Source organism: Affinundibacterium seohonense (genome assembly GCF_014284305.1).
GTDB classification, from domain to species: domain Bacteria; phylum Pseudomonadota; class Gammaproteobacteria; order Burkholderiales; family Burkholderiaceae_D; genus Undibacterium; species Undibacterium seohonense.
Window position 1 is genome coordinate 23,687 of the sequence record NZ_JACOFW010000031.1, and the last position, 21,855, is coordinate 45,541.

Here is a 21,855-nt window from a genome sequence, read left to right on the forward strand (position 1 = left end):
ATTAATTGACTAATCTGTGGAGTGTCTTGCATGAGCAAAGTTTGTGATTACTATTTCGCACCACATTCACCTTGGTCTTACTTAGGACATCAACGCTTCATCGACATCGCAACAAAACATAAAATTAAAGTAGCAATAAAACCCTGTGATCTCAGTCGGGTTTTTGCTGCATCAGGTGGTTTGCCATTAGCCAAACGTGCACCACAAAGACAGGCATATCGCTTGATTGAGCTGCAACGCTGGAGTGATTTTTTGCAAGTGCCCATGCATGTGCAACCGCAGTTTTTTCCGGTAACGCCCGATCCAGCAGCGCGTTTGATTATTGCAGCACAGATCGCGCACGGTAACGAAGTTGCCTTAAATTTATCGACAGCGATTATGCGTGCGATGTGGGCTGAACAAAAAAATATCGCGGATGAAGCAACGTTGATTGGCATCGCCTGTGATGCCGATTTAGACGGAAAACAATTAGTGAAATCGGCAGAGACTTCAGCCGTGCAAGGCGATTACGATAGCAATACGAATGACGCGATCGCCGCCAACGTCTTTGGTGCTCCTTGGTATGTGTACAAGGGCGAAGGTTTTTGGGGGCAAGATCGGTTAGATTTTTTGGAGCGCGAATTCGCTCGATAGATTGAAAGGTATTAGTTGCACAAGCGCAGAGTATATAGAGCACCTGTAGGGTGCGCCATGCGCACCAAATCATTGTAGATCACCGTATGTTTTATACGTTTAAACATAAAGACGGTGCGCACGGCGCACCCTACGGGATCAAATTGATTTCTATGTTATCTGTGTCGAAAAAATATTTTGTAGTAATTTTTTAGTAAGCCCTCTGGATACGCAGCGTGTTCAGAGTTTTTAAAACCATGATGGAAAAAAGGTCCCCCATGAAAACACGTTATTCCTATTTTTGTCCATGCCCACGCGGCTTGGAAACTGCCTTAGCAGAAGAACTCAACGAGATCGCCGATCTCAAATCACTCAAGACTATCCACGTGCACACGCAAGTGCCGGGTGGTGTGCATTTTTCAGGTGAAATCACGGATGCGTATCGCGTCAATTTGCATTCTCGTATTGCTTCCCGCGTACTGCTGCGCATGGCGCATGGCGGTTACAGTAACGAGAACGATATCTACGATATGACGTTGGAACAACCGTGGGAAGATTGGTTTGGCTATCACCACACCATCCGCGTCGATGTCACCGCAGTCAAGTCGCCACTCAAGAGTTTAGAGTTCACCACGCTCAAAATTAAAGACGCGATCTGCGACCGTTTCCGCGATCAATTCACACAACGACCATCGGTCGATACTAAACAACCCGATATGCGCATCGTTGGCTTTTTAGATGCACATAACTTCACTGTTTATCTTGACACCTCAGGCGAAGCGCTATTCAAACGCGGCTGGCGCTTAGAAACCGGCGACGCCCCTTTGCGCGAAAATCTCGCCGCTGGTTTACTGCGCACCTCAGGTTGGAAACCAGGCGTACCGCTGTTCGACCCTATGTGCGGCTCAGGTACCATTTTGATCGAAGCAGCACAAATGGTCGCAGGCATTCCACCCGGCATGCGCCGCGAATTTGCATTCGAAAAATTCGGCAGCTTTGTCGAAGAAGAATGGCAAGACATCAAAAACAGCATACGCGCCAATCCACTACCAACTGAACCGACAATTTTCGGTAGTGATATTTCCGGCGACATGGTCATCATGACGCGCAATAATTTGAATAAAGCAGGCATCAAATTCGACGTCCCCCTAAAGCAAATTGAAGCCCAAGAAATCAAAGCGCCGACAGAACAACCAGGCATTTTATTAACCAATCCACCGTACGGCGAACGTATTGGCGTGCGGGGTGATCAAAGCTTTGAACCGGATGATTTAGCACGCGAATTTTTCGCTGCCTTCAGCAGCACACTCAAGCAACGTTTCTCAGGCTGGAGCGTATTCCTGTTCACCGCAGATTTAGGTTTGCCAAAACTTTTGCGTTTAAAAGAATCGCGCAAAACACCATTCTTTAACGGTGCATTGGAATGTCGTTTGTTCCGCTTTGATATGGTGGCAGGGTTTAATCGTAGAGAAGCGGCGAAGCCGAAAGACGCTGAGTGATTTTTTATTTTCCGTAGGTGCGAATGGCGTAGTGTATTCGCACGTATAGATTCCGTGAAATGCGTCATGTAGAGGTGTTACGCGTTATCTGCACGCCGATCAATACGAACAATACATGTGATTACGTTTCACTAATCGCGCCTACGGTGTTTCATTTGAAGATGTGGCGAACGACTACTTATCGTTTTGAATAATAAAAAGTGTGACTGAGTATAGTTGTTAGCCACATTTTTATTCTGTTTGATTGTACTGGATGCGTTCGATCATAAAACCAAATGATGATTGTCTCCCTAACAGTTTGATATCACCCTTACGCTTGATAGGTAAGTCGATCAATCCCTCAAAACAAATCCTAATTTGCCTTGCTCCGACTACGACCTCGCCTTGTTGATCGCAGCTCCGTGTCTTTTGGCGATATTTTTCAATCGTTATTATTCTTGCTGAGACTTGTGTGTTTGGGTGCTCTCCTAGCCATGTATAGGTGATGAGCCAACCAAGCGGTGCCGTTGCTACCAAGGCAGCAGAGAATAGGACAAATAGTGGGAACATGATGAGACGGCGTACCCACCAAGTTGGATAATAATCGCTATGCTGCTTGTCAAAATTAGCTTTGATAAGCAATACAGTGAAGCATGGAATCAAGGCGAGGAATACCCAAAACGAAGTCGATGCAATTGGAATTGTAGATGCAAAGAAAAAATGCTCCTCTAGTGCGATATTTAAGAAAAAACCAGCCATAAAGATACAAAAAACTAAGAACAGTGCACAGGCTGCGAGAATCTTTGATTTGGATTTTTTGAGTGAAATGGTTTGGCTAAATATCATTTTGTTGTGAGTGAATATTCAAATGCTATTTTTTTAAATAATAGCCCTGTTTAGATTTTGAGTACAGAAAATGAGATATTAACAATTTATTACTGAATGTTGATAAGCGTTTTTTTTTAATCACGATAGATTTCCCTGTTAAGAGTTTCAATTTTGGCTGCGTCAGTTTTTTGGCGTATCCTTACACATTGCCATAAAGCATTTTTGTCGACATTATTCATGCATTTATATTAAATATTTGGTCGCTGCAAATTCCTCCTCCTACTAAGTAAATTTTTCGAACACTAAAAAATGACTACTTTCATCCGTCCGCAACTCATCAATAACAAGTTAATCCACGATCACGCCTTCATCCAAAACAATTGGATAGAAACCCCTGCGAAATTCGCTGTTCATAATCCAGCAACGGGAGCATTGATCGCCGAGGTAGCTAACCTAGACATCTCACACGCACAAGACGCAATCCACGCCGCACAAACCGCTTTACCAGCTTGGTCTGCTTTAACCGGCAAAGAGCGCGCGAATCTTTTGCGTAAGTGGTTCGATTTGATCGTGGCGAATGCAGACGATTTAGCCGCGATCATGACGGCGGAGCAGGGTAAGCCTTTGGCGGAAGCGAAGGGCGAGGTTTTGTATGGGGCGAGTTTTGTTGAATGGTTTGCGGAAGAGGCGAAGCGGGTTTCTGGTGATGTGTTGGCATCGACTTGGGCGGATAAGCGCACCTTGGTATTGAAGCAGCCTATCGGCGTGTGTGCGGCGATTACGCCTTGGAATTTTCCTTTGGCGATGATTACGCGTAAGGTGGCGCCGGCTCTGGCGGCGGGTTGCACCATCGTGATTAAGCCTGCTGAGCAAACGCCTTTGTGCGCTTTGGCTTTGGCGGAATTGGCTTTGCGTGCTGGTATGCCAGCTGGTGTGTTGAATGTGTTAACCGCAGATGCAGAGCAATCGATCGCAATTGGTCGCGTGTTGTGCGGTAGTTCGGTGGTGCGTCATTTGTCGTTTACTGGCTCGACGCCAGTGGGTCGTATCTTGATGCAGCAATGCGCGCCGACTTTGAAGAAACTGGCTTTAGAGTTGGGTGGTCATGCACCGTTTATTGTGTTTGAAGATGCAGATGTCGATGCTGCGGTGGAAGGAGCATTGCAATCGAAGTTCCGTAATGCCGGACAGACCTGCGTGTGCACGAATCGCTTTTATGTACATGATTCCTTGTATGAAGAATTTTTGGAGAAATTTGCTCTCGCTAGTAAAAAAGTCGTGGTGGGTGAAGGGACGCAACTGGGTGTGAAACAAGGTCCTTTGATTGATCAACAAGCTTTAGAAAAAGTGCAAGCGCATGTGGCCGATGCGGTAGCTCAAGGCGCTCGTGTCATGGCAGGCGGAAAGTTACATGAAAAAGGTGGTTTATTTTTTGAACCAACCATCATTGCTGACGTCAATCATCAGATGCTGGTGATGCGTGAAGAAACCTTTGGCCCTTTAGCCGCGGTTGCGCGTTTTAGTAGCGAAGAAGAAGTGATCGCTGCTGCAAACGACACCGATTTTGGCTTGGCTGCTTATTTTTATTCACGTGATATCAGTCGCGTTTGGCGTGTGGCTGAAAAGCTTGAGTACGGGATGGTCGGTGTGAACACTGGTTTGATCGCGAATGAAGTTACGCCGTTCGGTGGCGTCAAACAATCTGGGCTTGGACGTGAAGGATCTAAGTATGGAATGGAGGAGTATTTGGAAATGAAATATGTGTGTCTCGGTGGGATGTAGCATGTTGAATGCTGATCGCAGGCGTTTAAATTTTGTATTCCTTGTGATGCTTGGTGGTCGATTTGTGGTGCGCACGGCGCACCCTACGGGTCTTTAAAAGTCTGTTTTGTTCTAGCGATACTTTTGGTTTTGTGGGTAATGCTTGAAACAGTATGAGTCGGTAGGGTGCGCCATGCGCACCGTTTTGATGATTGTCGGTCGATGTTTGGTGCGCATAGCGCACCCTACGCTTTAAATTAGTTTGTAAGTCAATGAAAGCACTTCATGCATTCCAAAATTAAACTCAGCAACGCGGGACTAGCTACTTTACTCGCAGCCTTGTCGATGCTGGGTCCTTTCTCGATTGACGCCTATTTACCTGCGTTTTCTTCTATACAGGCTAGTCTGCATGCGTCTTCAATCGAGGTGCAGCAGACATTGACCGCCTATATGCTGTCGTTTGCCGCAATGACCTTGTGGCACGGTGCATTGTCTGATTCTTTTGGTCGACGTAATGTTGTGTTGGTTGCTTTGGTGGTGTTCGCAATCGGCTCTTTGGGCTGTGCGTCCGCGCATACTGTGCATTATCTGTGGGTGTTCCGCATCATGCAAGGCGTGGCGGCCGGTGCGGGGATGGTGATCGGTCGGGCGATTGTGCGTGATTTATATGAAGGCGCTCCAGCAGAGCGTTTGTTATCTTTGGTCACGATGATCTTTTCAATCGCGCCAGCGATTGCGCCGATTCTCGGCGGTTGGGTGGTGTCGCACTCGGATTGGCGAACGATTTTTTTATTGTTATTTGTGTACACCGTTTTACTGTTGATTGCATGTTACAAATACCTGCCGGAGTCTTTACCCGTCGAGAAACGGCAACCGTTTAACGTGAATTTTTTATGGGAAAGTTATCGCGACGTGTTTAAGTCTCCGGGCTTTCATTTCATGGCGGGTACGATTGCTTGTAATTTTGCAGGGATCTTTTTGTTTATCTCTTCTGCACCTGCTTTCGTTACGCAACATTTGAAGTTGGATGCACAGAGCTTCGGCTGGCAATTTGTGCCTATGGTCGGTGGTATTTTCCTAGGCTCACTGGCGGCGAATCGTTTGGCTGGACGTTTGACGATTGCGCGGCAGGTCAGTATCGGCTTTATGTTTTTGTTGATTGCTGCAGTGGCGAATGTAGCATTCCATTTCTTTGCTATGCCGATGTTGCCTTGGTCAGTGATTCCTTTGTTTTTTTATGCTTTTGGAATGTCGGTGGTGTTTCCGGGCGTAACCTTAATGGTGCTTGAATTGTTTCCACACATTCGCGGCATTGTTGCGTCTTGCCAATCAGCTTCTGTAACTTTACTCAGTGCTTTTGTTGCTGGCGTGATGGCACCTGCATTAGATCATTCGGTGTTGTCATTAGCCTTGGGACAACTAGGTTTCGCTTTGTTTGGCTTATGCCTTTGGTCTGCAGGTCGGGTTTATGCGCGCTCACGTAAAGTGAATGATGGGCATTGATATGTCATACTGATTTTTCAGCTGGTCGGTTCTTTCGCTGACCCATTGATTGCGAATGGAAGCCGCGTTTTATGATGCGGCTTTTTTATTTTCTAGGTATGTGTCCTTTTTCTATGTCATATAACCGTCACTTCCATGTCACATACATGTCATTTTTACTCTCTATACTTCGGCCTGTCGTTGGATCGCTGAAATGGTTCAAGGCTTATTTTTAGACTTGTAATCCGCTTTTTGCTGCGCTGTTTTGGCAGGCTGTAAAAAAACTATTTTTTAATTTTCTGGAACTTTAGCTATGAAAAAATCAATTCTTGCATTGGCCGCTTTGAGTGCATTTTCTGGTGCCGCAATGGCGCAATCCTCAGTTACCGTTTATGGTATTGTTGACGTGGGTGCGGCTTATAAAAATGCAGGCGCAGGTACACTGACTTCCCTCGACAGTGGCTTGAACTCCACATCTCGTTTGGGTTTTAAAGGAACAGAAACATTGAGCGGCGGTTTGAAAGCCAATTTCAACTTAGAAATGGGTTTGAAAGCTGACACAGGCGCAAATGACGCTGCAATCTTTGCACGTGGCGCATGGGTAGGTTTGTCTGGCGAAGATTTCGGTTCCGTCAATTTGGGCCGTCATAAATCTTTGACTTACATCTACGGCGCACAAATCGATCCATTCATGGATGGTTTGTTGGGTAAAACAGATTTGATGTTCAAATTAAATACTGTGCGTGATAACTCTATCACTTACACATCAAACAGTTTCAGTGGTTTCTCCGTAGCAGGTCAGTACGGTTTTGGCGAAAAAACTGGTGATGCAACAGCAAATCGTGTAACAAGCGTTGCTGCTTCTTACATCAATGGTCCTTTGAATGCGAATATCGTTTGGGATCAGATGAAGGATACAAACGGCAATTTGGCTGTTGGTGGTGAAAAATTGTTGGCTGGTGTCTCTTATGATTTGGGTAAAGATTTCTTTGGCGTAAAGTTGAACGCCATGTACGAAGAAATCAAAGGCTCTACAAGTTTGACAGTGTTGAAAGAAACTAAAGAGCAGTTATACATGGTTGGTGGTTCTATCAAGGATGGTGCTAATACTTTTATCGTTAGCTACACAGATTCCAACGTGAAAACTAGCACAAATGCAAACTCTAGCCGTATTGCATTGGGTTACACCTATGATTTGTCTAAGCGCACGAATTTGTATGCGTCTTTGGCACGTGTAGAAAATGAAAAATCTGTTAAAACTTTGGCTGACTTGAATGGCGCGACTGCACGTTTGTTCAACTTTGGTATCCGTCATAAGTTCTAATAATTGATATTTGTTTGCATGAGGTTTGTGCGCTCAATGAAAAAAAGCTGCTGTTAAGGCAGCTTTTTTTTGTGAAAAACTGTCTAAGAATTTTAGGTAAATGTAATAAGCCTTGCCCCACTTTTTAATTGCACTACAATGCAAGCGTTAACCGATTTGTATAGTGAGGTGTCATGATGAAGAAAATCTTAATTGCCGCATTATTATGTGGATTGTATTCTTCGGCAGCTAGTGCTGGCGAGGCGAAGGTCATTTGGGGTAAATTGGACGAATTTACGGATATCCATGCTGGATCTGAATTCAAGGAGCGGTTTCAAGAGCGCTTGACTAAAGAATTCGAAGCCGTGTTTTCTGCGTTTGCAAAGAAACTTCCAGATGGTTATGAATTGAATATTGATGTTACCGATATTGATTTGGCTGGCGATGCCCGCCCTGGTCAATGGATGTATGGTCAGCAAATTCGGGTTATGCGAGAGATTTATTGGCCGCGTATGAATTTCAGCTACACATTGAAAAATGCAAAGCAAGAAATTATCATCAGTGGCAAGGAAGAGTTACGAGACATGGATTACTTGCATCGTTTTCGTATCCCATCAGGCAATACCACTTTTGAGTTCGAAGAAAAGATGTTGCAAGACTGGTTTAAGAAGCAAGTACTTGCCGGTCACTTTCCATCGCGAGAAGTGAAGGCTGTCGTGACGAGTCAGTAAATGTAGCAAACTTATTTTTGTTTTTGTTGATTTTAGGCTAATTCAAATTTGGATTAGCCTTTTTAGTTGGTGCTCGTTTTCGCTGTTGTTTGCCAAGCTCAGGCGAAGCCACGTAAAATAGCGCCTTCTGGAAGTAAATGCGCCGAATTTGAAAATGCGACTTCGGCGTAATCGACACAGTTTCACTTCTATTTTGTTCCTCATAAATTATCCATGTCAACAGAAAATCCAAAAACAGGCGCATCACAGACGCCAGATGATGAGCCTCGTAAATCGCTCTTTTACGATCCAACTGAGTATCGTATCCGTAGCTTTGTCACCCGTGCCGGGCGCTTATCCGAGGCACAGTCGAAAGCAATAGAGAATTTGGGGCCAAAGTACATGATTGCTTACGAAAAAGCGATCCTTGATATAGATACAGCTTTTGCACGTCAAGCACCGACGATATTTGAAATTGGTTTTGGCATGGGCGAAACCAGTGCCACAATTTCCGCGTTGATGCCAGAGAAAAATTTTATTGGTGTTGAGGTTCATACGCCAGGCGTCGGCAATTTATTAAAGTTAACCGAAGCCGCAGGACTAACAAATCAACGCATTATTCAACACGATGCTTTTGAGGTTTTGACGCACATGATCGCGCCAGAATCCTTGGCTGGTGTCCACGTCTTTTTTCCTGATCCGTGGCACAAGGCGCGCCACAACAAACGCCGTCTCATTCAAGGGCCATTGGTCGCTTTATTGGCTTCTCGCATTAAAGCTGGTGGGTATATTCATTGTGCTACCGATTGGGAAGAATATGCAGTGCAAATGTTGGACGTGCTAGGTGCAGAACCTAGCTTGAAAAATACTGCTGATGGATACGCACCTCGCCCAGATTATCGCCCAGTGACGAAATTTGAAAATCGTGGTTTGAAATTAGGCCATGGTGTTTGGGACTTGGTTTTTGAAAAAAGATAAACTGACAAAATGAACGCAGCTTGATAGCGAAGCTGCGTTTCCTATTTCTGTAACTTGATAGCATGACTTGTCATCCTTCTGTCATGTAGCCTCTTTACAATCTGCCGCATATGGCAGACTTCTCAAAACAATCTCGCAAGACCATTTTATTACTCAGCGTGTCGGCAGGTGCAGGGCATGCGCGTGCGGCAGAGGCTATCCGTGCTTATGCGGCACAAGCGGATCCAACTTGTACCTTAATTCACCTCGATGTGATGGACTTTGTCACGAGTGGATTTCGAAAGATCTATACCGATTTTTACCTGCAATTAGTTAATCGAGCGCCTACTCTCTGGGGTTATTTGTATAACTTCACCAACGAAGCGAAGCGCGATAGTTCAATGGAAAAATTGCGCCGCAGTGTCGAGCGGTGGAATGCCAAAGCACTCTTGCGTGAGATAAAGCAACTGCAGGCCGACGCGATTATTTGCACCCACTTTCTGCCTGCTGAGATGCTGGCACGGCTGATTGCAAGAGAGGAACTAAGCTGCCCAGTGTGGGTGCAGGTGACGGATTTTGATCTGCACCGTATGTGGGTACATGCTGGGATGGCTGGTTATTTTGCGGCGAACGAGGAAGTAGCGTTTCGTATGCGGGCGAGCGGTATTCCAGCTGGGCGTATTCAGGTGACAGGCATTCCCATCATGCCAGCTTTTACTCAGCCTTTAGATCGCGACACGTGTGCATCAGAATTAGGGCTAGATCCGCATCAGTTGACTTTGATGTTGATGGGTGGCGGCGCTGGCTTAGGTAATTTAGATACGCTTGCGGCGCAGTTGCTTCGGATGAAACGTGACGAACATTCCGCTGATCCGACTTTTCAACTGATTGTCCTCGCCGGAAAAAATAGTCAAGCCCTGGCAGCCTTACAGGCCTTAGCGCAACTTTATCCAACCCGACTTTTTCCTGTCGGTTTCACTTCGCAGGTGGAACGCTTGATGGCTTGCGCTGACGTGCTCATTACCAAACCAGGTGGACTCACGACCTCAGAGTCTCTTGCGTTGGGTTTGCCGATGATCGTCAATGCCCCCATTCCAGGTCAAGAAGAGCGTAACGCCGACTATGTGATGGAGCAGGGCGCGGCTCTTAAAGCTGTGGATAGTCTCGCGCTTGAGTTTCGCCTACGCGACTTGATTGAGCACCCACACAAATTAAATCACATGCGAGCACAAGCAAAGCGATTGGGGCGACCACATGCGGCGCAACAGGTATTTGATCGCGTGATCAATGATTTACACCAACTTCAAAGTCAATCTGCACAAGGAAACATCGCATGCGATTCAATGTAAAAGGGCTACTGCTGACCATGTTTTGGGTAAGCCTGATGGCGTTCTTTTTTGCTGAGGTCGAAATCCAAATTGAAGGTGATGCCGGTTGGGCGACCAGTTTGCCAACTTGGCGTATTGAGCAACACTGGTTGCTCGATATTTTTTGGGGTGGGCGTGCGATGACAGGCTATCACGCCTGGGTATTTCCATTTATCGCAATGATTTTTCACTTACCTTTTTTCTTTTTGCAGACCTGGTCATGGAAATTGCAAGCACGCGCATTCGCTTGCATTATGTTGTTCTGGATCGTCGAAGATTTTCTCTGGTTTGTGTTGAATCCAGCCTTTGGATTGGCGAGATTTAATCCTGTCGATGTGTTCTGGCATAAGCAATGGTGGCTAGGTGCGCCTAAAGATTATTGGACATTTTCGACCGTTGCCGTCATTTTGTTTTGGTTTTCATTCCGAGAAAAAATTTCCACAATGAATCAGGCGTAGTGTTTCAAGGACATTGTCTTGAGCGTATTTACCCCTTACTTTTTTCTTCTTTCGGCCTCTGCACAATCATAGCGACTAGTCTACATTTCAGTTGAGAGGTCTATCTGCGCAGGCGCACAGCGAGCATCGCAGATTCAAAAGTCGGTCGCACTGTAACTTGTGTGGAGTTCTCTTCTTAGCGGTGTATTCACATCCCATCTATGCCGCAATGACTCTTTGTCGACATACGTAAAGCCAACTCCCGTCACATTTTTACAATGGTTTTAAAAATTTCTTGAAGTTTTTACTTTGCTGTATTAGTATATTCATACAGTATATTTTGAAGACGATCTTATGACGAAAAACGCTGATTTATCGGTCGATATTTTTCAGATCACGACTGGCAGTAGCGAGCCTATCTATCGCCAAATGGTCGAGCAATTACGACGCCAGATCTTAGGCGGACAAATTCATGCCGGCGATGCAATGCCATCGGTACGTGATGTGGCGAGCGGTCTTGGTGTTAATCCAATGACGGTATCGAAGGCTTACAGCCTCCTAGAAAGTGATGGCCTGCTGGTGCGTCGGCGTGGTCTTGGCATGATCGTCGCGCAACGACATACGCAATTTAACGAAGCCGAGTCACGCTTGGAATTGCTGCGCCCTAGTTTGGAGAGAGTCGGCTTAGAAGCACAGCAGCTCAAGTTGGCAACAGCGGATGTATTGCAGATGTTAAGAGAAATTTTAGAACGAGCGTAACGCGGAACACGGGTTTGAGCGGTATTGAATGGATTTTTTTAGGAGAATGGATATGCGGATGTTTCATCAAATTTATACCCTTTTTGTCAAAATAATTGCGTTGGGGGTCTTAGGACTTTTTGTTGCTAATGTACAGGCGGAAAATCTCGTAAGCAAAGCTGACATGCAAGCGACGGCGAGCACTAAGTCCGATACTCGTGGTTTGCTATACGAGATCAAGTCCGGTGATAAAGTCGCTTATCTATTTGGCTCTATTCATATCGCCAAGGCTGACTTTTATCCTATGTCACCGAAAGTCGAGGCGGCATATCTGCAGGCTGATACCGTCGCGGTAGAAGCAGATACCTCGGATCCTGTAGCTTCACAGTCATTCATGCCTAAGTTGATGTACACCGCACCGGACAAATTAGAGAAGCATCTGACGCCAGCAACTTGGGCAAATTTTAAGACCCTATTTGGTCCAGGTGCCGAGCAAATGCAGAGTTTAAAACCGTTCATGATTACCTCTATGATCGCCATTCAAATGGGTATGCAAATGGGTTTCGATCCAATGCAAGGCATTGATCTGCATTTCATTAATCGAAGTAAGAAAGATAAAAAATCTCTAGTTGAATTGGAGAGCTTAGATTTTCAAGCGAATATCGTAGGTAGTCTCAATGATGAAGAAAGCGATGCCTTGATTTCTTCTTTGATAGAGTCGATGAAAAAGCGTGAAATGATGCAGGAGTTTCAACATATCGTAGATAGTTGGAACGCTGCGGATGCTGAAGCCATTGCCAAAATATTTGTGACCTCAGCAAATAAAGATCCTGCGTCGAAAAGGATGATGAAAATGCTGATGGATGATCGTAACGAGGGGATGGTGGCCAAGATTAATGACATGATGAGAGCGGGTAAGAAATTGTTTGTGGTTGTTGGCGCAGGGCATCTTGCGGGTGAAAAAAGTGTTGTCGATCTTTTGAAAAAACAAGGCTTGGACGTGAAGCAGATTCGGTAATTATTGCGAGTTTTCTTCAACGCACCTTTCGCAATATTTTCAATTTTTTAGTAAGAATTCAGGACATATTATGCAGCCCACTATGCAAACGACTTTGCAGCCCACCGCACCAGCGGTTATCAGTATCAAAGGCTTGAGTAAGCAGTTTAAACCACAGCGTGTATTAAAAAATTTGGATTGGGATATCAACGCTGGCAGTATCGTTGGCTTGCTGGGGCGTAATGGCGCAGGTAAATCGACATTGATTGAATGTTTGCTGGGATTGCGTGATGTCGAGCCGGAAAGTGAAGTGCGTTTGTTTGGTGAGGATGTACGCCAACTGTCGGATGCTACCAAAGCCAAGATTGCCTATGTCCCACAGAACAGTGACTTATTTGAATGGTTGACCCCGCGTCAAATGCTGGCGTATTTCAAAGCGCTATACCCACGTTGGAATGATGCCAAGGTAGAGGCTCTGATGGAACGTTGGGCGCTGCCGGCCGATAAACTGATTAGCCAATTGTCGGGTGGACAGAAACAACGTTTGTCGATTATTCGGGCGCTGGCCTACGAACCGGAATTATTGATTTTAGATGAACCAGTCGCTAGCTTGGATCCTGCCGGACGTCGAGATTTTTTACGAGAGATCGTCGATAGCGTCATCGATCAAAACACAACCATCCTGTTTTCCACCCATATTTTGTCAGATCTGGAAAGGGTGGCGATGAAAGTCGCGTTTCTGGCCAATGGCAGAATCGCCCATCAACAAATGTTGGATGACATGATGGAAGTGACTGTCTTGGTAACTGGGGAGACGCCATTAATCAATCAACTGGCACCACAGAAAATTTTGCAAACCAGTCGTTTAGCAGATGGCAATACTCGCTTGCTTGGTCAGTGGAATGCCACGCAAAGTGCTGAATTGTTTGCCCGCAGCGATCTGCGAACCGAACGTTTAAGTTTGGAAGATTTGTTTATTGAGATGACCAAATGAAGCCGATATTGAATCTTTGGGTGCAACCGATTTACGCTCGTATGAATCTCGATGGCAAGAAGTCTTTGTATTGGATTTTGAGTATTTTCCCTCTTGTTGGACTATTACTGGCTTTTTTGGTTTTTTTGAGTAATCGTCAGAAGTATGGTGCTGAAATATTTCTCTATGCCTTTTTGATGAGCCTCGGTGTCATGCTGGTTATCGTTTTCGTAGTTTGGTTTTTGATTCTGGCACAATATCAGGGACAGCAATATTCCCCTGCGAATGCTGGCTTGATACCAAGAATAAAAAGATATATGCAAATAGCGATAGCCTTGCCTATTGTATTGGCGGCGTGCGTGATAACAATGATCTCATTCGTTGTAGACAAACATTTTTCGATTTGGCCTGCTTTTGTTTGTGTCACAGGTATGCTGTTTTTTGCAATAAGTGTACGTTCACCGTGGATGATGGTTCCTATGATTTTGAGCTTTCAATTGCCGGGAATTTTTGAACGTGCGGGATACCAAAAACTGGATCAGGCGGTGGAAGTGCTAGGCATACCATTTTCTCTGTTTTTGTTCATTACCATGATTATGATGCTAGTCGCCGGTATTCACTGGATGTTTTCGGCTAAAGGCGATGCTTTGTTCAAAATGCATAAACGCACTCTGGCATTTCAAGACGGTATCAACGGTAAAAAATCGAATGACAATAAAATCACGCTTGGTTTCTCTACTCTGTTTTTCAGATGGATGGAACAAAATGTGCGCGCTCATCAAAGACAAGGAGCGGTGTCCAAATCGTCATTATTGATCTTTTGCCTTAGCCCTCGTTTGCATTGGACAACAATTGCAGGCCAAATGTTCGGCCTGCTTGTCGCGGGCATTTTCGCTGTCACTTTGTTACAGGTTTTACTAATGCGCAATTCATACGATTTTATACTTGGATTCGGCGTCGGTTTTGGTGGGTTAGTGGCTCTGATATTGCCGGTCACGATGGTATTGATGCTGTTTTTTACGGTATACCAAACTCGCGCAGAGCAATCAATCTTAAGTCTGGCACCCAATCTGGGCAATAGCGCACAGCAAAATAAAACTTATATGCGATATCTGACGAAGCAGTTTTTTATTCTGTACGGTATCAGTGTATTGGCAGCATGCCTAATAGCGAAATTTGGTAATTTGAGTGAGATGAAATTAGCGATGCTGAGTTTGTTTCTTACCTGTTTGTTCCCACTGAGCTTGAGTTTGACCGTGCGATTTGGACACATGAAATCAGTTCATGATCATCCTCTGATGAAATTATTGCTGTCTGGTGTGTTGTTGTTTGTAGTTGGTGGCGGACTAGCTTTGGCGATTTCACCTAAGGCAGTATGGGGTTACTGCGGCGTCGTTCTAGTGGTAACTTCGATCATGCTGTGGAAAAAAATGCAGTCGAACCTGCAGAATAATATGTTTCCGGTGGGACGTGCTGTCTAACTGACTGATTGATGTCGGGGTCTACAAAAACTCCGCAATCAACTTGACTAATTCCTCGCCATAACTTTCTAGTTTCTTCGCCCCAACACCAGTCACACCGCGCAGATCATCGAGCGAGCGTGGCTTGGCTTTGGCGATTTCCCGCAAGGTGCTGTCGTGAAAAATAATGAAGGCGGCGGTATTGTGCGCCTTTGCGGTTTCTACGCGCCACCAGCGTAAGCGTTCAAAGATCGCTTGCTCGCTATTCGATAAGTTCGCTTCGGAAAAGTCTTTTGCCGATTGACGTTTATGCTTAACCGCTTTTTCGGCTTTCTTATATTGGCGCAGTTGTATCTGGGTTTCTCCGCGCAGCACTGCACGCGAGCTCTCGGTTAACTTGAGTGAGCTATAGTTTTCGTAATCGACCGAGACTAAACCCAGAGCGATCATTTGGCGCAATAGTGCGCGCCATTCGGCTTCACTCTTGTCCGAGCCAATGCCGTATGTTGATAATTGATCATGGCGCCATTGTTTGACCCGTTCAGTATCAATACCGCGGATAACGTCAATCACATGACCCGCAGCAAAACGCTGATCGACACGATAAATGGTGGAGAGAATTTTTTGCGCCGAGACCGTTCCATTAAATGAACTTGGTGGCGATAAGCAGGTGTCGCAATTACCGCAAGGCTGTGAACTTTGACCGAAGTAATCAAGAATGTGCACGCGCCGGCAATTTAAGGTTTCGCACAGGCCCAACATGGCATCGAGCTTAATCCCCTGCACGCGCTTGAAAGTCTCGTTGGCTTCCGATTCATCGATCATGCGGCGTTGTTGTACCACGTCTTGCAGACCATAAGCCATCCAGGCATTCGCGCTAGCACCATCGCGACCAGCGCGGCCAGTTTCTTGGTAATAGCCTTCGATACTTTTCGGTAAATCTAAATGCGCGACGAAACGGACATCGGGTTTATCTATGCCCATGCCAAAAGCGATGGTGGCGGTCATGACGATGCCATCTTCGCGCAAGAAACGGGCTTGATTGCGATAGCGATCAGATTGTTCCATGCCCGCATGATAGGGCAGGGCAGTGATGCCATTTTCATTGAGAAATTCGGCGGTCTCTTCGACTTTTTTTCGCGACAGGCAGTAAACGATGCCGGCATCGCCACTATGTTGGGCATTGATGAAATCGAGTAACTGTTTGCGTCCATTCGCTTTTTCAACGATCTGATAACGGATGTTTGGTCTGTCAAACGAAGACACAAACTGCATCGCATTTTCTAATTGCAGGCGATGAATAATTTCATCACGCGTCTGTTGATCCGCAGTTGCCGTTAAGGCGATGCGCGGCACATCAGGAAAACGTTCGTGCAACACAGAGAGCTTGATGTATTCGGGACGGAAATCATGCCCCCATTGCGATACGCAGTGCGCTTCATCAATGGCAAACAGTGCTAGTGGTGTGACGCTGAGTAGTTCGAGGCAACGCTGCGTCATCAAGCGTTCTGGTGCGATATACACCATATCGATTTCACCTTCGCGCATCAGGCGTTCGATTCGCATTGCTTCTTCAAAACTTTGTGTGGAATTGAGGAAGGCTGCGCGCACGCCGACTTCAGCCAGAGCATCAACTTGATCTTGCATCAAAGCGATCAGCGGTGACACGACAATCCCTACACCGTGGCGGATTAATGCTGGAATTTGATAGCATAAAGATTTGCCGCCACCGGTTGGCATCAATACTAAAGCATCGCCACCCTTGACCACATGATCCACAATTTGACCTTGTTGTGATCGAAATGCCGGATACCCAAAAACGGTCTGCAATAAATGCAGTGCTTGATCTTGTTCAGGCGTGGTGGCGTATTGCATTGAATGTTATTCCTACGATCCTATTCGGCCCAATTGATTGCGCCCGTGTAGGCTGTGATTAAAATCATGCAACCGAAGGCAATCCGATACCAGGCAAATGCATTGAAGTTATGGGTGCTGACATAACGTAACAACCAACGCACACAAAAAAATGCAGAGATAAATGCAGCTACGGTACCGAGGCTAAACATCGGAATATCGGCACTCGATAATTCATTACGTGCTTTATACAGGGAATAGACGGTCGCCCCAAGTAAGGTGGGAATGGCCAGAAAAAATGAAAATTCTGTGGCCGCTTTCCGTGACATACCGAACCACATACCACCGATAATTGAGGCTCCAGAGCGACTGGTGCCGGGAATTAAGGCAAACGCCTGGGCCAGACCGATTTTGAGAGCATCGATTAGACGCATATCGTCAAGATTGTCGATTTGTGGCGCGCGATGTTGTGCACTGAGTTGATGGCGCCGTTCCGTCCATAGGATAAAGATCCCGCCTAGAATGAAGGCCAGAGCGACAGGTACGGGTTTAAACAGGTAAGCTTTGATGTATTTGCTAAACAGAAGTCCTAGTATCGCCGCTGGTAAAAATGCCACGATGACGTGCAATGCGAAACGCTGTGCTTTGATGTCGCTGCCTAATCCGGTGATGAGATTGATGATTTTTTTTCGGTATTCCCAACACACAGCAAAAATCGCCCCAGCTTGAATCACAATCTCAAAAACTTTAACTTTTTCGCCGGTGAAATCGAGCAAACTACCAGCCAAGATGAGATGTCCGGTCGATGAAATGGGTAAAAATTCCGTCAAGCCTTCGACGATCCCCATGATAATGATTTTGAGTGCGAGATAAAAATCCATAGTACAAGCTTGCTAATTAAAAACGAAGGCACGAAGCTTATCATGTGGCGATGTGATTGGCAGTGATAATTGCATATGCATGTGCCACAAATAGACCGCAAATTGTTGTGCTGCTTATCTGCAGAATTATCGGAGGGAAGGTGCTGTCGCTGTTTCCAGCTGACTTAGCCAGGTAATTGCATAGTCCCTTGTTTCACCGCACATTTCTAACGATGCCTGTAAACCCGCGCAGCATGCAGGCCGGTCTGCTCGGCCAAAAATCGCACAGCGCAAGTCACTGGTTAATTGTACGCAGGCGACGCCAGCTGGCTTGCCATTAGGCATTCCGGGAATAGGGCTACTGATCGAAGGTGCAATACAGCAAGCAGCGCAATGTGTGCGGCAGATCATCGTGCTCATGGAAGGGGCTCATCGGAAAAGCGCATTCTATCTGAAATGTCTTGGGCGCCATAGGATTCGAGAGATCTTGACTTGACCATTTTCGCTTGTCAGCTTACATTACTGACTCTTGAGTAAGTTAATTTTAAAGTGTTTTTCGTCATGATGTCATGTCCATTTAAGCCACGCTGGGAAAGACGCAAAGATGCGCGTCCGCAAGAGTTGTTGGATGCCGCGTTGGATCATTTTGTTGCTCGTGGATTCGCGGCAACACGTTTGGATGATGTCGCGAAATCGGCAGGTGTTTCAAAGGGCACTCTGTATTTTTATTTTTGCAGCAAAGAGGAATTGTTTAAGGCTGTTGTGCGTGAGTCTATTGTTCCTTTATTAGGCGAAGCCGAAGGTGTTATTGAACAATTTACCGGTAGTAGTGAAGATTTGTTTCGTCTGGTGATGACAACCTGGTGGGACAATGTTGGTGCATCCAAGCTCTCTGGTTTGCCGAAATTAATGACTGCAGAGGCAGGAAATTTCCCTGAGCTTGCAAAATTTTACCAAGAAGAAGTGGTTGATCGTGGTGAAAAGCTGGTGACCACCATGTTGAAGCGTGGCATTGCTAGAGGCGAAATTCGTGAAATGGATTTGGAATTGGCGCCCAAGATCTTAATTTCACCAATCATTATGATGATGATGTGGAAACATTCTGGCGGCGTTTGTCATGTGGAGTCGGAAAAATTAGGTTCTTTTCTGGCATTTTATATCGACATGGCATTGCGAGGCATTTTGGTCGAGAGGTAAAAAGTTGGGTAAAACATGGTTTTTGTGTAATTGCGTATGATGAAATAGGCATTTTTTGCTCGAGAAATTGATTTATCTGCGTCGAATGCTGCAAAACTCTTCGGAAAATCTTCTTTTACAGTAACGCTTTGATAAAATGCGTCTTTTGCTTGTTTCGTGAAACGCGATTTCATTGATTTAGCCTCATCAAATAAGCAAATTCGCTTTAGACATATTTACATTTAATGCAACGAGAAACTAACATGAATATCGAACAAGCCCGTTTTAACATGATAGAGCAGCAAATTCGTCCTACTAATGTGAGTGCTCCAGAAGTATTGGCATTGCTGGAAACGGTGAAACGGGAAAATTTCTTCCCGCAAGAACAAAAGAGTTTGGCTTTTTTTGATACTAATCTGCCATTGGTGTCGGGTATCCTGTCCTTAACCCCTAAACTAGAGGCGAGAATCGTACAAGAAGTGGCTGCGAAAAAGACCGATACCGTTCTTGTCGTTGGTGCAGATAGTGGCTATTTGGCAGCCTTGTTAGCGCACCAGGCGCGTCACGTTACAGTGATGGAAGCTGTTGCCGAAGTTAAAAATTTGGCACAAGAAAATATCGCTAAAAATGGCATTACGAATGTTGATGTGCAATGGGGCGATGCTTTAAAGAACTCCAATTTTGCAACATTTGATGTGATTGTGGTGACCGGTTCTCTAGAATCTGTGCCACAAAACTTGCAAGAACAACTAAATGTTGGTGGTCGGTTGTTCGTCGTATGCGGCAAAGCACCGGTGATGACAGCGCAACTTGTTTCGCGTGAATCAGAGTTGTTTTTTAATACTAAGCAGTTGTTTGAAACTTCGGTACCAGCGTTATCTCAGATGGAACCAGTATCGACTTTCACTTTATAATTTTGCTATAAAAATAAAAGCTAACTATGCAACACATTACTGCTCCCGAATTAGCCCAATGGCTGGCTGATTCTACAAAAAAAGCCCCGATCTTGTTAGATGTTCGGGAACCTTGGGAGTATGAGACTTGTCATATAGCCCAAGCTCAGTTAATACCAATGTCCGTCATACCGTTGCGATTAGACGAGTTAGACCCTGATACAGAGATCGTTTGTGTTTGTCATCATGGTGGACGTAGTATGCAAGTCGCCCATTTCCTTGAGAGAAATGGCTTTAATCAAGTTATGAATTTGACCGGTGGAGTACACGCGTGGGCATTGCAAGTTGATACTTCTATGCCCACATATTAAGAGTCGTCTTTAGTGGTGCTAAAGATCTCGGTGTTAGTGATTTGTTGTCGTTTTTGCTTTTTTAGATAAGATCAAGCAGGCGACTTTTAATTTTTTCGGAGCATGTTATGCGTAAATCTATTATCGCGACCTTTATTGCGACCGCTTTTATTTCCCTAAATGCTGGTGCTAGCGATTTGCTGCAAATTTACAAAGAAGCTTTAGTCAATGACGCACAGTTTGGTAGCGCACGTGCAGCTAAATTGGCTGGTCAAGAACGTTCTGTACAGGGCCGTTCTAGCCTTTTGCCAAATGTCGGTCTAAGCGCTGGTGTGACTAAGACGCATTCGGAATTTGATCCAGACGTCGGACCGACTACAACCGGTAATAGTACTGGTCGTTCTATGACTTTGTCGTTAACCCAGAGCTTGTTTAACATGGCGACTTGGGAAAACTACGAGCAATCAAAGTTAGCAGTTTTAGGTGCAGATTTGCAGTTTTCAGCAGCGCAACAAGATTTGATGTTGCGCGTTAGTCAGGCTTATTTTGACGTGTTGGGTGCGCAAAATACCTTAAAGACTCTGCAGGCGCAAAAGGTTGCGGTGGCAGAACAGCTCGCTTCCGCTAAACGTAATTTTGAGGTGGGAACGCAAACTATTACCGATACTCACGAAGCACAATCACAATACGATCTGATCACTGCGCAAGAATTAGCAGGACAAGGTGATTTGGATGTGAAACGTGCAGCACTTCGCCAAATCATTGGTAAAGATGCTGGTGATCTGGCTATATTGAAAGAGGGCGTGCAGCTGAGCGCGCCAGTACCTGCACAACTGAATGACTGGGTGGCATCTGCGGAAAAGCAAAATTTTTCTGTAGCGGCGTCCGAGGTTTCTTTGGAAGTTGCAAAGCGTGAAATTAAAAAGAGTCGCGCAGGGCATTTGCCGACTGTCGATTTCTCCGCGACGACCGGGCGTAGTACTGGCTCATCTGCGGCCACGCTTCCATCTGGCGTCTCTAAGCCAACAACGATAGGCGTGTCGGTTAAGATTCCTATTTTCAGTGGCTTTGCAACAGATAGCCGCGTGCGTGAAACAATCGCGTTAGAAGATAAAGCACGCAATGATCTCGAAACAGCACGCAGAGCAGCAGCGCAGGGCGCACGTCAATCGTACATCGGTGTGGTCAGTGGTTTGGCGCAGATTAAAGCGTTTGAAGCTGCGGAAATTTCAAGCCAATCAGCTCTCGATTCAACGAAATTAGGTTACCAGGTAGGTGTGCGTATCAATATTGATGTGTTGAATGCACAGCAAAAACTGTCAAATACCCGTCAAAGTCTAGCTAAAGCGCGTTACGATTCCATCATGAGTGGATTGCGTTTGAAAGCTGCTGCAGGTACTTTGAAAGAAGCTGACCTGGTAGAAGTGAATGCTTTGTTGACGCAATAAGTCTGGTCGATTGTTGTTCAATAAAAAAACCCGCCAAATGCGGGTCAGATCGCTGACAAACCCCGTCTTTTATTAAAAGCGGGGTTTTTTATTGGGTAATGATTGCGTCTCTAGTAGGCACTTTAAAAATAAAAGAACTTCGCCACGTATTTTTCAAACGAAGACTCAATG

21 protein-coding genes are annotated in these 21,855 nt (G+C 45.5%); 17 read left to right on the forward strand and 4 right to left on the reverse strand.

The features are described 5' to 3' along the window. Positions 1-30 precede the first annotated feature (30 nt). Positions 31-633, forward strand: coding sequence for a 2-hydroxychromene-2-carboxylate isomerase (locus H8K52_RS18610; protein WP_186924418.1), 603 nt, complete (start codon positions 31-33; stop codon positions 631-633). A 257-nt stretch (positions 634-890) separates the two neighbouring features. Further along, positions 891-2,111 carry a THUMP domain-containing class I SAM-dependent RNA methyltransferase gene (locus H8K52_RS18615; protein ID WP_186924419.1) on the forward strand — a complete coding sequence of 407 codons (1,221 nt, stop codon included), beginning with the start codon at positions 891-893 and terminating at the stop codon, positions 2,109-2,111. A 231-nt stretch (positions 2,112-2,342) separates the two neighbouring features. Here H8K52_RS18615 and H8K52_RS18620 read toward each other — a convergent pair whose 3' ends face one another. Continuing rightward, complete coding sequence (locus H8K52_RS18620) at positions 2,343-2,936, reverse strand: hypothetical protein (RefSeq protein ID WP_186924420.1); 594 nt, start codon at positions 2,934-2,936, stop codon at positions 2,343-2,345. Between the two features lie 291 nt (positions 2,937-3,227). Between H8K52_RS18620 and H8K52_RS18625 the strand changes: the two genes are divergently transcribed. The 11 genes from H8K52_RS18625 to H8K52_RS18675 all read left to right on the forward strand — a co-directional run bounded on the left by H8K52_RS18625 (position 3,228) and on the right by H8K52_RS18675 (position 15,124). Continuing rightward, positions 3,228-4,700: an NAD-dependent succinate-semialdehyde dehydrogenase gene (locus H8K52_RS18625; RefSeq protein ID WP_186924421.1), complete on the forward strand. Its 1,473-nt coding sequence runs from the start codon at positions 3,228-3,230 to the stop codon at positions 4,698-4,700. 264 nt (positions 4,701-4,964) lie between these two features. Beyond that, on the forward strand, positions 4,965-6,182 hold the full coding sequence (locus H8K52_RS18630; protein ID WP_186924422.1) for a multidrug effflux MFS transporter: 1,218 nt from the start codon (positions 4,965-4,967) through the stop codon (positions 6,180-6,182). Positions 6,183-6,474: 292 nt separating this feature from the next. After that, complete coding sequence (locus H8K52_RS18635; RefSeq protein WP_186924423.1) at positions 6,475-7,485, forward strand: porin; 1,011 nt, start codon at positions 6,475-6,477, stop codon at positions 7,483-7,485. A gap of 176 nt (positions 7,486-7,661) precedes the next feature. Then, positions 7,662-8,195: a DUF3016 domain-containing protein gene (locus H8K52_RS18640; protein ID WP_186924424.1), complete on the forward strand. Its 534-nt coding sequence runs from the start codon at positions 7,662-7,664 to the stop codon at positions 8,193-8,195. A 213-nt stretch (positions 8,196-8,408) separates the two neighbouring features. Then, the gene (gene trmB / locus H8K52_RS18645; protein ID WP_186924425.1) at positions 8,409-9,152 is read left to right on the forward strand and encodes a tRNA (guanosine(46)-N7)-methyltransferase TrmB; all 744 of its coding nucleotides are present in this window, start codon (positions 8,409-8,411) and stop codon (positions 9,150-9,152) included. A gap of 110 nt (positions 9,153-9,262) precedes the next feature. After that, positions 9,263-10,480, forward strand: a complete 1,218-nt coding sequence (locus tag H8K52_RS18650; protein ID WP_186924426.1) for an MGDG synthase family glycosyltransferase — start codon at positions 9,263-9,265, stop codon at positions 10,478-10,480. After that, on the forward strand, positions 10,465-10,956 hold the full coding sequence (locus tag H8K52_RS18655; protein WP_186924427.1) for a hypothetical protein: 492 nt from the start codon (positions 10,465-10,467) through the stop codon (positions 10,954-10,956). The genes H8K52_RS18650 and H8K52_RS18655 overlap by 16 nt, the downstream gene beginning before the upstream one ends. A 333-nt stretch (positions 10,957-11,289) precedes the next feature. Continuing rightward, positions 11,290-11,694, forward strand: coding sequence for a GntR family transcriptional regulator (locus tag H8K52_RS18660; RefSeq protein ID WP_186924428.1), 405 nt, complete (start codon positions 11,290-11,292; stop codon positions 11,692-11,694). Positions 11,695-11,746: 52 nt separating this feature from the next. After that, complete coding sequence (locus H8K52_RS18665; RefSeq protein WP_186924429.1) at positions 11,747-12,691, forward strand: TraB/GumN family protein; 945 nt, start codon at positions 11,747-11,749, stop codon at positions 12,689-12,691. Between the two features lie 70 nt (positions 12,692-12,761). After that, positions 12,762-13,664: an ABC transporter ATP-binding protein gene (locus H8K52_RS18670; RefSeq protein WP_246464682.1), complete on the forward strand. Its 903-nt coding sequence runs from the start codon at positions 12,762-12,764 to the stop codon at positions 13,662-13,664. Continuing rightward, positions 13,661-15,124 carry a hypothetical protein gene (locus H8K52_RS18675; protein WP_186924430.1) on the forward strand — a complete coding sequence of 488 codons (1,464 nt, stop codon included), beginning with the start codon at positions 13,661-13,663 and terminating at the stop codon, positions 15,122-15,124. Before H8K52_RS18670 ends, H8K52_RS18675 begins: the two co-directional genes overlap by 4 nt. A 21-nt stretch (positions 15,125-15,145) precedes the next feature. Here the strand turns inward: H8K52_RS18675 and recQ are convergent, their stop codons facing one another. The 3 genes from recQ to H8K52_RS18690 form a co-directional block, all read right to left on the reverse strand. Continuing rightward, positions 15,146-16,978, reverse strand: coding sequence for a DNA helicase RecQ (gene recQ / locus H8K52_RS18680; protein WP_186924431.1), 1,833 nt, complete (start codon positions 16,976-16,978; stop codon positions 15,146-15,148). 20 nt (positions 16,979-16,998) lie between these two features. Beyond that, positions 16,999-17,838 carry an undecaprenyl-diphosphate phosphatase gene (locus H8K52_RS18685; protein ID WP_186924432.1) on the reverse strand — a complete coding sequence of 280 codons (840 nt, stop codon included), beginning with the start codon at positions 17,836-17,838 and terminating at the stop codon, positions 16,999-17,001. 126 nt (positions 17,839-17,964) lie between these two features. Beyond that, on the reverse strand, positions 17,965-18,228 hold the full coding sequence (locus H8K52_RS18690) for a YkgJ family cysteine cluster protein (RefSeq protein WP_186924439.1): 264 nt from the start codon (positions 18,226-18,228) through the stop codon (positions 17,965-17,967). 150 nt (positions 18,229-18,378) lie between these two features. On the opposite strand from H8K52_RS18690, the gene H8K52_RS18695 reads away from it, so the two are divergent. The 4 genes from H8K52_RS18695 to H8K52_RS18710 all read left to right on the forward strand — a co-directional run bounded on the left by H8K52_RS18695 (position 18,379) and on the right by H8K52_RS18710 (position 21,684). Then, positions 18,379-19,014: a TetR/AcrR family transcriptional regulator gene (locus H8K52_RS18695; RefSeq protein WP_343044253.1), complete on the forward strand. Its 636-nt coding sequence runs from the start codon at positions 18,379-18,381 to the stop codon at positions 19,012-19,014. Positions 19,015-19,256: 242 nt separating this feature from the next. Next, a complete protein-coding gene (locus H8K52_RS18700; protein WP_186924434.1) occupies positions 19,257-19,907 on the forward strand; it encodes a protein-L-isoaspartate O-methyltransferase family protein in 651 nt (216 codons plus the stop codon). A 26-nt stretch (positions 19,908-19,933) separates the two neighbouring features. After that, positions 19,934-20,257 (forward strand): rhodanese-like domain-containing protein, encoded by a 324-nt coding sequence (locus H8K52_RS18705; protein ID WP_186924435.1) that lies wholly within the window; start codon positions 19,934-19,936, stop codon positions 20,255-20,257. Between the two features lie 107 nt (positions 20,258-20,364). Continuing rightward, positions 20,365-21,684: a TolC family outer membrane protein gene (locus H8K52_RS18710; protein ID WP_186924436.1), complete on the forward strand. Its 1,320-nt coding sequence runs from the start codon at positions 20,365-20,367 to the stop codon at positions 21,682-21,684. Positions 21,685-21,855: the final 171 nt, after the last annotated feature.